Here is a 12350-nt window from a genome sequence, read left to right on the forward strand (position 1 = left end):
GCCGGGCGAGCCGGTCGCAGGCTCCCGACATGACCTCGACCGAACACCCCCGCCTCGCCGTCCGCTCACCCGCCGACATGCTCGCCGCCGTGCCGTACCTGCTCGGCTTCCACCCCGCCGACAGCGTGGTCGCCGTGGCGCTGCGCGGGCGGCGGATCATCTTCGCCGCCCGCGCCGACCTGCCCGATCCGTCGGCCGACCCGGTCGAGCCGGCCCGGCACCTGGCCCGGGTGATCCACCGGCAGGGCGCGGAGGCCGCGACCGTGATCGGCTACGGGCCACCCGACCGGGTGACGCCCAGCGTCGACGCGGTACGCGCCGCCCTGACCGGGGCCGGGCTGGACGTGCTGGACGCGTTGCGGGTGACCGACGGCCGTTGGTGGTCCTACCTCTGCGCCGAGGCCGACTGCTGCCCACCCGAGGGCCGGCGCTACGACCCGGCGGCCAGCCAGGTGACCGCCACGGCGGTCTTCGCCGGCCAGGTCGCGCTCCCCGACCGGGCCGCTCTCGTGGCTCAGGTGTCGCCGGTGGACGGCCCGTCCCGGGCCGTGCTGCGCGCGGCGGCCGTGCGGGCCGAGCAGCGCATGACCGAGCTGGTCGGGCAGGCGCCCGCGAGCGACCTGCTCGGGGGCCGGGCGCTGCGCTCCGCCGGAGTGGCGGCCGTCCGTGCGGCGCAACGACGGCAACGGCACGGCGAGCGGCTCGACGACGACGAGGTGGCCTGGCTGAGCCTCCTGCTGACCCACCTGCCGATCCGCGACCACGCCTGGGAGCGCACCGACGGTCGCGACGGGGACATCGCCCTCTGGACCGACGTGTTCCGCCGCGCCGAACCGGAGCTGATCGCCGCACCCGGCGCGCTGCTGGCGTTCGCCGCCTGGCGGGCGGGGCAGGGGGCGCTGGCGGCGGTCGCGCTGGAGCGCACGCTGGGCCTGCATCCCGCCTACTCGCTGGCCCTGCTCCTGGACGACCTGCTCCGGCGTGGCGTTCCCCCGTCCGACCTGGACGGCTGGCCGTCGGTCGGCATGCCCGGCGTGGTCCGTCCCCGCAGGCGACGCCGACGTGGCCGTTGAGCGGCCCCGGGGCCTCCGCCGAACGATGTACGCGCTTCTCCCGTTCACGACCGAGGCGGTCGGGCAGCCGCCCCCGAACAATGAGTTGGTGTTCGCTCTCCACACGGGTACGAGATGACCGCCGGGTTGCTGCTGTCGCTGGCCGGGCTGGCGCTCGTCGACAGCACCAGCATCGGCACGCTCTTCATCCCGGTCTGGCTGCTGCTCGCGCCCGGCCCGGTCAGTGTCCGGCGGATCCTCACCTATCTCGGCACGATCGCCGTGTTCTACCTCGCGGTCGGGCTGCTGCTCGTCTGGGGTGGCAGCCGCCTTGCGGCCACGCTCGGCGGGGCACTGGACAACCGCACCGTGCTCTGGGCGCAACTCGTCCTGGGCGTCGCGCTCCTCCTGCTCAGCTTCCGCTACGACGGTCGGCGGCGCCCTCGCGGCGGCGGCGTGCTGCGGTGGCGGGACCGGGCCACCGCCGGCGACTCCTCGGCGCGCTGGCTGGTCGGGCTGGCGCTGCTCGCCGCGCTGGCCGAGGTGGCGACCATGCTCCCGTACCTCGGGGCGGTGGGCCTGTTGGCCACCTCGGGGGTCGGCCCGGCGTCCGTGGTGGCGCTGCTCGCCGGCTACTGCGTGGTGATGGTGCTGCCGGCGGTGCTGTTGCTGACGGCCCGGGTGGCCCGCCCGGCGTGGGTCGAGCCGTTGCTGGCCCGACTCAACACCTGGATCATCACGAAGGCGGGCAGCGCCTTCGGCTGGCTTCTCGGCATCGTCGGCTTCCTGATCGCCCGCGACGCGGCGGTACGACTGGACCTGTTCGACCTGTTCAACCGCTGAACTCCGGGCCCGCCGCCTCAGGCCGGCTGCTCGACCGTGATCCGGTGCGGGCCCGCGTAGACGTTCATGGTCCGGCCGCGCAGGAAGCCGACCAGGGTCATCCCCGCCTCGTCGGCCAGCTCGGCGGCGAGGGTGCTCGGCGCGGAGACCGCGGCCAGCAGCGGCAACCCGGCCATCCACGCCTTCTGGGTCAGCTCGAAGCTGGCCCGGCCGGAGACGAGCAGCAGGTGCCCGGCCAACGGCAGCCGGCGTTCGCGCACCGCCCAACCGATCACCTTGTCCACGGCGTTGTGCCGGCCCACGTCCTCCCGGAGCACCACCAGCTCGCCGGCGGGCGTGAACAGCCCCGCCGCGTGCAGCCCGCCGGTCCGGTCGAAGCCCCGCTGGGCGGCGCGCAGCCGGTCGGGCAGCTCCGCGAGCAGGGCGGCCGGCACGGTGAGCGGGTCCGCCGCGACCGGGAACAGCGAGCGGGTGCGGACGGCGTCGATGCTGGCCTTGCCGCAGACTCCGCAGGAACTGGTCGTGTAGAAGTTCCGGGACGGGTCGGTGGTCGGTTCCGGCACGCCGGGGGAGAGCACCACGTCCACCACGTTGTACGTGTTCGGCGTCTCCGCGCCGGCGCAGAGCTGGGCGGTGTGCACGTCGTCGGTCGACCGGATCAGCCCCTCGGTCAGCAGGAACCCGATGGCCAGGTCCAGGTCGTCCCCGGGGGTGCGCATGGTGACCGCCAGCGGCTGCCGCCGGCCGGGACCGGCCGCGCCCACCCGGATCTCCAGCGGCTCCTCCACCGCGAGGCTGTCCGGCCGGCGGACGGACCCCCGCCCGTCGGCCGCCGCGTCCAGGTCGATGCGGAGTACGCCCCGTCGGTCAGTCGCCCGTCCCATCCCGCCATCCTGCACCCCGTGCCGGTACGCCCGCACGGCCACCGGGCATCGGCTTGCCGCCCGCCGCCCGGATGCCGTACGGCTACCGTGGCCGGATGGGGACGTACGCGGCCGTGGTGCTCGCCGGTGGGGCCGCCCGACGGATGGGCGGGCTGGACAAGCCGGCGCTCCCGGTCGGCGGCCGGCCGATGCGCGACCGGGTGCTGGCTGCCGTCACCGACGCCTCGCCGCGAGTGCTGGTCGGTCCGGCCGACGACGTCCCTGGGGATGTGCGGGTGACCCGGGAGGATCCGCCCGGCGGGGGACCGGTCGCCGCGACCGCGGCCGGGTTGGCGCTGCTCGATCCGGACACGCCCCTCGTCGCGCTGCTCGCCGCCGACCTGCCGCTGCTCACCCGCGCCGCGATCGGCGAGCTGCTGACCCACCTCGATCTTCCCGTCCGCGCCCGCCCCTCCACGCCGGGGAACCCCGCCGGCCCACCCGGCGCCACGCCGCTCGAGCGGGCGCCGGACGGGGCGTGTTTCGTCGACGGGGACGGACGGCGGCAGTCCCTCTGCGGGGTGTGGCGAATCGCCGCGCTGCGGGCCGGCCTGGACCGGCTGGCGGCCGAGCGGGGCGGGAGCCTCGCCGGGGCTCCGGTCCGGGCGCTGCTGGCCGGCCTCGTCGTCCGCGAGGTGCCCTGGTCCGGTGACGGCCCGCCACCGTGGTTCGACTGCGACACTGACGAGGACGTACGCCGGGCAGAGGAGTGGGCGCGATGACGGTGATGGACGACTGGGTCACGGCGGCCTGCACCGAGCTGGACCTCGACCCGGCCCAGGTGCCCGTGCCGGCGGTGCTGGACCTGGCTCGCGACGTCGCCCACCAGGTGCTGCGGCCGGGTGCGCCGGTCACCGCGTACCTGCTCGGGCTGGCGGTGGGCCGGGGCGCCGACCCGGCGGACGCCGCGGCCCGGCTCACCGGCCTCGCGGCCGCCTGGCCCGTCGAGTTGGGCGCCGATCCCGGCGAACCGTCGGCGGTCTGACCGCCCGGCGGCACCACGGCGAGGGCTCCGCGGCGCCCCGAGCAGGACACTTTCGCGGCGGTGGAAGCTGCTGCGGACCGGTGCCGTTCGGTGCGGCTGTCCGATCCCGGTCCGGGCTGGTTGGACCTCCGGGCGGCGTGGGTAGGGTGATCGTGACGGACGGAGGCGATCATGACGGCTGACCACCCCTCGGCGCCGAATGGTGAGCTGCCCGGCGGTACGGCCGAGCCGGCGGAGTCGATCCTGCTCGACGAGCCGAGCACCACCGACCTGCGGGCCAAGGTGACGGAGGCGTGGCGGGAGTTCGCCCGTGCGCTCGCCGTCCGGCTGCGGGAGCTGCCCGTTGGCGCGCACCTCGAGCTGACCCTGGACCCCACCGCCTCCGGCACCGGCGACGCCGTCTACTCGATCAGCGTCGACGTGGACGGCGCGGGCGCGCTGTCCGCCCGTGCGGTCGGCAACGCGGCCCTGCCGCAGGGTTACCGTCTGGATCGTGCCGCGGTGGCGGACATGGTCGCGCTCGGCTGGTCGCCGCCCGGGGTGGTGCCCGGCTCCGGCGGGTTCTTCGGGCTGGACGGTACGACGGCGGAGGCGTCCACGGTCGCCGCGCTGCTCTCCCGGACGCTGCGCGACGTCTACGGCGCACCGCACCCGGCGTTCCTCGTCTACCTGGTGCAGGACGCCGAGGGTGAGGCGCTGACCGTCGAGCCGTTGGGAACCGCGCGCAGCGAGTTCGGCCCGGACGCCGACGTCGAGGCCGACCTGGAGGAGGCGCTGGCCGAGGCCGCCGCCGCGCAGGTCGAGCGGGACGACGTGCTCGACCTGGCGGATCGGGTCCGCACGGTGGTGTCCACGATGTTGAAGTCCGACACCGACCGGTTGCAGATCGACTCGGACGGCGACATCACGATCCGCGCCGGTTCGGCGATGGTCTTCGTCCGGGTGCGGGACAACCCGCCCCTGGTGGACGTCTTCTCCCCGGTGCTCACCGAGGTGGAGCCGACCGAACGGCTCTACGTCAAGCTCTCCGAGCTGACGAACCGGATGCCGATCGGTCGCCTCTACTGTGCCGACGACACCGTCTGGGCGTCCATTCCCGTGTTCGGCCGCAACTTCCAGGCCACGCACCTGATGCTGGCGGTGCAGGTGATGACCGGCCTCGCCGACGAGTTGGACGACCGGCTGCACGGCGAGTTCGGCGGCAAGCGGTTCTTCGGCGAGGGCGACAAGCCGGTCCGTCGGGACGAGTCCGAGCACCGCACCGGCATGTACCTCTGAGCGCGGTTCAGGGGACGTCGAGGAGGGTCTTCCCGACCGTGGCGCGGGCCTCGATGGCGGCGTGCGCGTCGGCGGCGCGTTCCAGCGGGAAGCGCTGGCCGATCAGCGGCCGAAGCCGGCCGGCCGCCGCCTCCGCCAGCGCCTGACCGGTGTACGCCCGCAGCCGCGCGGGCGACACGTCCGGCCGGACCAGCGTGACCTGCCGTGCGGCGGCGGCCTCCGGGGACACCGGTGACCACTCGCCGCTGGCCAACCCGAAGCTGACCATGCGCCCACCCGGCGCCAGCAGCTCGAACGCCGTCTGGGCGACCACTCCGCCGACACCGTCGAACACCACGTCGATCCCGCCGACCGTGTCCCGGATGCGATCGGCCCAGCCGGGCCGGCGGTAGTCGACCGCGAGGTCGGCGCCCAGCCCGGGGAGCAGGTCGACCTTCCGTGGTCCGCCGGCCACGCCGACCACCCGCGCACCCGCCCGGGCGGCGAGCTGCACCAGGAGGCTGCCCACCCCGCCTGCCGCGGCCTCCACGAGGACCCGGTCTCCGGGGCGGACGCCGACGGCCTCGACCAGCATGGTGGCGGTACGCCCGTCGGCCAGCAGCGCCACCGCCGCGTCCAGTGCCAGCCCGGCCGGCACCGGGATCGGCGCGGAGGCGTCCACGACGACGCGTTCGGCGTACCCGCCGGAGCCGCCGGTGGCGCTGACCACCCGTTGCCCGGTCAACGCCGGGTCGACCGCCGACCCGACGGCGGTGATCACCCCGCCGACGCCGTTGCCGGGGATCAGCGGTGGGGTGACCCGGAACGGCCCGGGGCGGCCGGAGCGCTGCTGCGTCTCGACGAAGGTGATGTTCGCGTGCGCGACCTCGATCAGCACCTGGCCGGGGCCCGGCGTCGGATCGGGTGCCGGACCGGGCACCAGCACCTCGGGTCCGCCGACGTCACGCAACCAGACCGCCCGCATGGAATCTCCCTCGGCCACGGTGGGCGTCGTGCCCACACTCCAGGGCCAGTCCACCTGCTCAACCATGGTTGAGGTCAAGGGCGGGTGGGGCCCGGAAACCCCGAGAACCAGGCCCCACCCGCCGGGGAGGGAGGATCATGCTGCGCTGGCCGCCGGCTGGGCCGGGGCCATGGGTGTTCGACGCGGCCCGGGCCGTTCCGGTTCCCACCGGTCCTGCGGAGTCCTGAGCTGCCGGGCGTGCCCGCTCAGCGGGTGGAGGGGCCGACGCCGGGGGACTCGACCAGCCGGGAGAGCACGATGGTGCTGCGGGTGGAGGTCACGAACGACTCGGCGCGCAGCCGCTCCAGCGCCGCCTCCAGGTGGGCGATGTCGGCGGCGCGCAGGTGCACCAGCGCGTCCGCCTCGCCGGAGACGGTGTACGCGCCGACGACCTCCGGGTGCCGCCGGGCGGCCACGCCGATCTGCGCCGGGGTGGTCCGGCCGGCGCAGAACAGCTCGACGAACGCCTCGGTGGTCCAGCCGACGGCCGCCGGATCGACCACGGCGGTGAATCCCCTGATCACGCCGGTGGCGCGCAGACGGTCGACCCGGCGCTTGACCGCTGGGGCGGAGAGTGACACCCGGGTGCCGATGTCGGCGTACGACGCGCGGGCGTCAGCGACGAGCAACGCAATGATCCGCTGGTCTACCGCGTCTATCTGCAACGTTCCGCCTCTGGGAAGCAATGGTTGTGGCTGTTACCAAAGTTCAACGATACCTACTCTTGGTGACCGTGAACCAGCAGCGAGTGCCGCGGAAGCGGACATATCTCATGTGCTCGCCCGAGCACTTCGCGGTCGAGTACGCGATCAACCCGTGGATGGACGTGACCACCCCGGTCGACCGGGATCTGGCCGTCAAGCAGTGGGACGGGCTGCGTGAGGCGCTGGTCCGCCTCGGCCACGAGGTGCATCTGCTGACCCCCGAGCGGGGCCTGCCCGACATGGTCTACGCCGCCAACGGCGGCTTCATGGTGGACGGCAGTGTCTACGGCGCGCGGTTCAAGCACGAGCAGCGGGCCGCTGAGGCCGCCGCGCACCACGCCTTCTACGAGTCGCAGGGCCTGCGCTTCGTCGCACCGAGCGAGACCAACGAGGGTGAGGGCGACTTCGCGTACGTGCCGGAGGCGCACGGCGGGATCATCCTGGCCGGGCACGGCTTCCGGACCGAGGTCCCCGCGCACTCGGAGGCGCAGGAGGTGCTGGGCCGGCCGGTGGTGTCGCTGCGGCTGATCGACCCCCGCTTCTACCACCTGGACGTGGCGCTCGCCGCCATCGACGACGCCAACGTCGTCTACTTTCCCGGCGCGTTCTCGGCGGCCAGCCAGCGGGTGCTCACCCAGCTCTTCCCCGACGCGGTGATCGCCGACGACGAGGACGCGATGGCCTTCGGGCTGAACCTGGTCAGCGACGGCGCCAACGTGGTGCTCAACAGCGAGGCCACCCGGCTGGCCGGGAAGCTCAAGGCCGCCGGCTACACCCCGGTCCCGGTGGAGCTGGCGGAGCTGAAGAAGGGCGGCGGCAGCGTGAAGTGCTGCATCGCCGAGCTGCGGCACTGACTCCGCAACCCCCATGTACGTCAGGGGCCGGCCTCCCGAACGGGAGACCGGCCCCAGACGTCGCTCCGGTGGGTGCTCAGCCGAGCGTGGCAAGCTCGTTGATCAGCACGTTCGACATGACCTGACCGTCGCGCTGCACCTCGCGCAGGTACCACTTCTGCTGCGGCGTGCGCGGCTGGTTGAACTGCCAGATGCCGCGCGGGCTGTCGATCTGACCGATCTTGCCCAGCGCCAGGTTGACCTGCTGCGGGTTGGGTGAGCCGCCGGTCAGCTGGATCGCCTGGTCGAGCACCTGCGCCGCGTCGTACGACGCCATCGCGTAGGTGGTCGGCGTGACCTGGTACTTCTTGCGGTAGGCCGAGGCGAACACGCGGTTGGACGTGTTGTTCAGGTCGGCCGAGTAGTTGAGCGCGGTCTGGATGCCGAGCGCGTCCCTGTCCATGCTCTCCAGCACGGTGCCCTCGGTGAGGAAGCCGGGAGCGTAGACCGGCCCGGAGAACTGGTTGCGCAGCTGCTTGATGAACTCCACGGCGGCCGCGCCGGCGAAGAAGCAGAAGACCGCGGTCGGCTTCTTGGCCAGAGCCTTGGTGATGTCCGCGACGTACGTGCTCTTCCCCGGGTTGGAGGTGGCACTGGTCGTGGTCACCGGGTCGGCGATCCGGGGGTCGCTGGCCCCGAACTCCTCCCGGAAGCCCCGCACGACGTCCGGGCTGCCGACGTTCCCCGGCATGATGATCGCGACGCGACCGTTGGACGGCAGCTGGTCGCGCAGGTAGCGGCCCATCGCCCGGCCGGCCTCGTCCAGCACGTAGGACGTCCGCCAGATGTAGAAGACGCTCTGCAGGCTGCTCGGTGAGGCGTTGGAGCCGATCAGCGGGACCCGGGCCTGCTCCACGATGTCCCGGATGCCGACCATCACCGACGAGTTGACCACACCGGTCAGCGCCAGCACGCCCTGCTTGAGCAGGCCGTCGACGGCCGCCTTGCCGGTCTTGGCGGTGTCGCCCTCGTCGGCGGTCAGCAACTCCACCGGGTGCCCGCCCAGCCGCTGGTCGTGCAGGTCGAGGAAGAGCTGGAAGCCGTTGGTGATGTCGTCGCCGATGCTCTTGAAGCCGCCGGCCTGCGGCGTGATCATGCCGATCTTGATCGGGCCCCGGTCGGCGGTCGACTGGTCGTCGGTGTCGGAGCCGCACGCGGCGGCGAATCCGGTCGTACCGAGCGCCGCCAACAGTTGGAGCGCCCGCCTGCGATTCATCTGCGACACCGAGTTCCTTCCCAAAAGCGTTGCAGGGCAGAACACCGCCCCTCCGGCGTTCTACCTGGTCCGCGACGCTGCGTCAATGGCTAGTGATCATCGTGCAGGGACCGCAACATACCGAGGACCCGGGGCCAGGCCGAAGACTCCGGGTCGATCAGCCCGAAATGCTCGCATCCGGGCAGCTCAACAAGGGAAATATGGGATCCCGCGGTACGAGCCGCCGCGACGAAATCCCGGCTCATCGCCACCGGCACCTGCTGGTCCTCCGAACCGTGCATCACTACTGTCCGTGTCCGTATCGGCACCAATGATCGTGGATCAGCTGCCGCGTACCGGTCCGGTACCTCCTCCGGGCCGCCGCCGAGCAGCGCCGCCACCGCCCCCGAGTCCAGATCCTGCCGGTACGCCGCGCCCAGGTCGGCGACCGGGGCCAGTGCCAGCACACCGCCCACCGTCGCCGGCGCGGTGGCCGCGGCGTACAGGGCCAGGTGGCCGCCGGCGGAGTGACCGACCAGGATCGGCGCGTCCCGGCTGACCCGGCCGGGCAGCGCCTCGTCGACGAGTCGGGGCAACTCGGCGACCCCGGTCAGCACGTCGGTCAGCGTGTTTGGCCAACCGCCGCCCGGCTGGCCGGTACGTCGGTACTCCAGCTGCGCGACCGGGTAGCCGGCCGCGGCGAGCGCGGCGGCCAACGGACCGGTGTGCCGCCGGTCGTACTCGGCCCGCCAGAAGCCCCCATGCACCACGACGACCAGCGGTCGCGCGGACCCGGAGCCGGCCGGTAGCCGCAGGTCGGCCACCTGGTCGGGGTGGTCGCCGTACGCCACGGTCCGGTCGGGAGCCGGGGCGGGCCGGGTCAGCACAGCGCGCGGGTCGGCAGGCATGGCGCGACGGTAGCGCGCCCCGCCCGGGTGGTTCGGGCCCGGTAGTCGGTCCCGGCGGGCATGGGTCGCGCCCGCTGGGTAAAGATGGACCCCATGACCGAAGCGCGCTCCTCTGGACAAGACGACGAGCCCGGCCGCGACGACTCCGGCCACTCCGGCACCGTGGTGGTGGTCGGCCCGGACGGCCGGCCGATTGGCACGATGCAGACCGAGGAGGGGCAGGGCGAGGACCCGACCCGCCTGGTCGAACAGCCGGCCAAGGTCATGCGGATCGGCAGCATGATCAAGCAGTTGCTGGAGGAGGTCAAGGCGGCCCCGCTCGACGACGCCAGCCGCAACCGGATGCGCGAGATCCACGCGCGGTCCATCGTCGAGCTGAAGGAGGGCCTCGCTCCCGAGCTGCGCGACGAGCTGGAACGGATCTCGCTGCCGTTCGCCGAGGACAAGGCTCCGAGCGAGAGCGAGCTGCGGATCGCGCACGCCCAGCTCGTCGGCTGGCTGGAGGGCCTGTTCCACGGCATCCAGGCGGCCCTGGTGGCTCAGCAGATGGCCGCCCGGGTCCAGCTGGAGCAGATGCGTGGCGGCCGGCAGGCCCTGCCCAGCGGCCCCGGCGGGCTCGTGCCGGGGATGCCGGGCATGGCTCAGCCGGGCGGTGGCGAGGGCCACAACACCGGCCAGTACCTCTGACCGCCGGGCCTCGGCCCGGTCAGCCCACCCCGAAGATCTTCTCCAGGTACGCCGCCACGCCGTCCTCGGTGTTCGCCGCCGTCACCTCGTCGGCGACCGCCAGGACGGCGCGGTGCGCGTTGGCCACCGCCACACCCCGCCCGGCCCAGCTCAGCATCGGCACGTCGTTGGGCATGTCGCCGAAGGCCAGCACGTCCGCCGCCGCCACGCCGAGCCGGTCGCAGTACCAGTCGAGCCCGGCCGCCTTGGTCACCCCGGCCGCGGAGATCTCCACCAGCCCGGAGTTCGACGAGTGCGTCGCCTCGGCCAGTCCGGCCACCGCCGCCGCGACCAGCTCGACGAAGACGTCTGGGTCCTGCTCGCCGGCCCGCACCAGCAGCTTCACCGCCGGAACGGACAGCAGCTCCTCCGGCGTCCGTACCGGGCGGATCGCCTCGTGGTCGGCGTCCCAGCGCAGCGGGTACCGCTCCTCGTGGCGCATCTCCCGGCTGTCCAGGATCTCCACGGCGAAGGCGATGCCGGGCACCTCGGCACGCAGCCGCTCGGCCACCTCGGCCAGGTGCTGCGGGGCGAGCGGGTCGGCGCGCAGCACCTCGTCGCGGACCGGGTCGTAGACCACGGCGCCGTTGGCGCAGACCGCCGGCAGCGGCTCGGCGAGCTGGTCGTACACCATTTTCAGCCAGCGGACCGGACGGCCGGTGACCAGCACGACGGGTGTGCCCTCACCGGAGATCCGGGCGAGCACGCTGGCGGTGCGGGCGCTGACCGTGTGGTCGTCGCGGATCAACGTGCCGTCGATGTCGGTGGCGATGAGCCGGGGTGTCTCTCCCATCACCGGGACAGTAGCCGGTCCAGGTACACCGCCACCCCGTCGTCGTCGTTGCGGAGGGTCACCTCGTCGGCGGCGGCGCGGAGGCTGGGGTGCGCGTTGGCGACCGCCACCCGGGACCAGCCGGCCCACTCGAACATCGGAAGGTCGTTGGGCATGTCACCGAAGACCAGGACATCGGCCGGGTCGACCCCGAGCGTCTGTGCCACCACGGTCAGCCCGGTCGCCTTGTCGACCCCGGGCGGGCAGATCTCGATGAAGCCGAGCCCAGCCTGGGTGAGCGTGGCGACCTGCGGCGGGACGATCCGCCGGGCCACGGCCAGCAGTTCGTCCACGTGGTGGTCGGCGGTCCGGGCGAACGCCTTGATGACGTCGCAGGAGAGGCACTCCGCGCGGCTGCGCGCCTCGAACCTGTCCTGGTAGGGCCAGCTCGCGTGGTAGTCGCCCCAGAGTGGCGCGTCCTGCTCGTCGGACGCCTCGACCATGACGGTCAGCGGCCCGACCTCGGCCTCCAGATCGGCGAGCAACCGCGCCAGCACCTCGCCGGCCAGCCGCTCGTCGCGCAGCACCACCGGGCCGGTCGGGTCGCTCTGGTCGACCACACGCCCGCCGCCGGCCATCACCAGGAAGTCGGCGGCGCGGATGTCGTTGCGGGTCAGCTCGGTCAACCGGGGGCCGCGGCCGGTCGCGCCGACCACCGGAATTCCGGCGGCCCGCACCCGGTCGAGCACCCCGTGGGTGTACGCGGACACGGTGTCGTCGCTGCGAACCAGCGTCCCGTCAAGGTCGGTCGCGATCAGCTTGGGAAGTCCCGGGCGGGTCATCGTTCCTCCTTCGCCCGCCGCCGTCGCAGCCTGCCGTGGGGTACTGGTGCCGAGACCCGGCGTGACGGCGGGCAGCAACCGTACCTCGCGGAACGGGTCGCAACCATGGCTTCCAGGCGAATCGGACGCCAACGCGAGGGGCCTCGCCGGTGTCCCCGATCCGGGTGGCCCGGAGTGCGACCGGAAGCCCCGATCGCGTCTCCAGGCGGCCGGATTCGCGCGGGTC

The 12350-nt window shown here is 73.4% G+C and carries 14 protein-coding genes; 7 read left to right on the forward strand and 7 right to left on the reverse strand.

What is annotated here, in order from left to right; all coding sequences use genetic code 11:
• The first annotated feature begins 29 nt into the window (after positions 1-29).
• Together DKT68_RS18480 and DKT68_RS18485 are read left to right on the forward strand one after the other, a co-directional pair.
• Positions 30-1073 carry a DUF4192 domain-containing protein gene (locus tag DKT68_RS18480; protein WP_109818658.1) on the forward strand — a complete coding sequence of 348 codons (1044 nt, stop codon included), beginning with the start codon at positions 30-32 and terminating at the stop codon, positions 1071-1073.
• Between the two features lie 114 nt (positions 1074-1187).
• Positions 1188-1895, forward strand: a complete 708-nt coding sequence (locus DKT68_RS18485) for a GAP family protein (RefSeq protein ID WP_109818659.1) — start codon at positions 1188-1190, stop codon at positions 1893-1895.
• A gap of 17 nt (positions 1896-1912) precedes the next feature.
• Here the strand turns inward: DKT68_RS18485 and fdhD are convergent, their stop codons facing one another.
• Positions 1913-2779, reverse strand: a complete 867-nt coding sequence (gene fdhD / locus DKT68_RS18490; protein WP_109818674.1) for a formate dehydrogenase accessory sulfurtransferase FdhD — start codon at positions 2777-2779, stop codon at positions 1913-1915.
• Between the two features lie 95 nt (positions 2780-2874).
• Between fdhD and mobA the strand changes: the two genes are divergently transcribed.
• From mobA to DKT68_RS18505, 3 genes are all read left to right on the forward strand, one after another.
• The gene (gene mobA, locus DKT68_RS18495) at positions 2875-3540 is read left to right on the forward strand and encodes a molybdenum cofactor guanylyltransferase (protein ID WP_109818660.1); all 666 of its coding nucleotides are present in this window, start codon (positions 2875-2877) and stop codon (positions 3538-3540) included.
• Complete coding sequence (locus DKT68_RS18500; protein ID WP_109818675.1) at positions 3537-3803, forward strand: DUF6457 domain-containing protein; 267 nt, start codon at positions 3537-3539, stop codon at positions 3801-3803. The genes mobA and DKT68_RS18500 overlap by 4 nt, the downstream gene beginning before the upstream one ends.
• 171 nt (positions 3804-3974) lie before the next feature.
• Positions 3975-5081, forward strand: coding sequence for a T3SS (YopN, CesT) and YbjN peptide-binding chaperone 1 (locus tag DKT68_RS18505; protein WP_109818661.1), 1107 nt, complete (start codon positions 3975-3977; stop codon positions 5079-5081).
• Positions 5082-5088: 7 nt separating this feature from the next.
• On the opposite strand, the gene DKT68_RS18510 is transcribed toward DKT68_RS18505, so the two are convergent.
• Complete coding sequence (locus DKT68_RS18510) at positions 5089-6099, reverse strand: zinc-binding dehydrogenase (RefSeq protein ID WP_236646952.1); 1011 nt, start codon at positions 6097-6099, stop codon at positions 5089-5091.
• Between the two features lie 191 nt (positions 6100-6290).
• Positions 6291-6749 carry an Lrp/AsnC family transcriptional regulator gene (locus DKT68_RS18515; RefSeq protein WP_074315467.1) on the reverse strand — a complete coding sequence of 153 codons (459 nt, stop codon included), beginning with the start codon at positions 6747-6749 and terminating at the stop codon, positions 6291-6293.
• Positions 6750-6808: 59 nt separating this feature from the next.
• Here DKT68_RS18515 and ddaH point away from each other — a divergent pair, with 59 nt between their 5' ends.
• The gene (ddaH, locus tag DKT68_RS18520; protein WP_407940762.1) at positions 6809-7642 is read left to right on the forward strand and encodes a dimethylargininase; all 834 of its coding nucleotides are present in this window, start codon (positions 6809-6811) and stop codon (positions 7640-7642) included.
• Positions 7643-7718: 76 nt separating this feature from the next.
• Here the strand turns inward: ddaH and DKT68_RS18525 are convergent, their stop codons facing one another.
• Both DKT68_RS18525 and DKT68_RS18530 read right to left on the reverse strand, forming a co-directional pair.
• Positions 7719-8906, reverse strand: a complete 1188-nt coding sequence (locus DKT68_RS18525) for an ABC transporter substrate-binding protein (protein ID WP_109818664.1) — start codon at positions 8904-8906, stop codon at positions 7719-7721.
• A gap of 80 nt (positions 8907-8986) precedes the next feature.
• A complete protein-coding gene (locus DKT68_RS18530) occupies positions 8987-9784 on the reverse strand; it encodes an alpha/beta hydrolase family protein (protein ID WP_109818665.1) in 798 nt (265 codons plus the stop codon).
• A gap of 84 nt (positions 9785-9868) precedes the next feature.
• On the opposite strand from DKT68_RS18530, the gene DKT68_RS18535 reads away from it, so the two are divergent.
• Positions 9869-10471, forward strand: coding sequence for a bacterial proteasome activator family protein (locus tag DKT68_RS18535; protein ID WP_109818666.1), 603 nt, complete (start codon positions 9869-9871; stop codon positions 10469-10471).
• Positions 10472-10490: 19 nt separating this feature from the next.
• Here DKT68_RS18535 and DKT68_RS18540 read toward each other — a convergent pair whose 3' ends face one another.
• Together DKT68_RS18540 and DKT68_RS18545 are read right to left on the reverse strand one after the other, a co-directional pair.
• On the reverse strand, positions 10491-11303 hold the full coding sequence (locus DKT68_RS18540; protein WP_109818667.1) for an HAD family hydrolase: 813 nt from the start codon (positions 11301-11303) through the stop codon (positions 10491-10493).
• Positions 11303-12124, reverse strand: a complete 822-nt coding sequence (locus DKT68_RS18545) for an HAD family hydrolase (protein ID WP_109818668.1) — start codon at positions 12122-12124, stop codon at positions 11303-11305. Before DKT68_RS18545 ends, DKT68_RS18540 begins: the two co-directional genes overlap by 1 nt.
• Positions 12125-12350: the final 226 nt, after the last annotated feature.

The organism is Micromonospora acroterricola (assembly GCF_003172955.1).
In the GTDB taxonomy this organism is placed as follows: Bacteria; Actinomycetota; Actinomycetes; order Mycobacteriales; family Micromonosporaceae; genus Micromonospora; species Micromonospora acroterricola.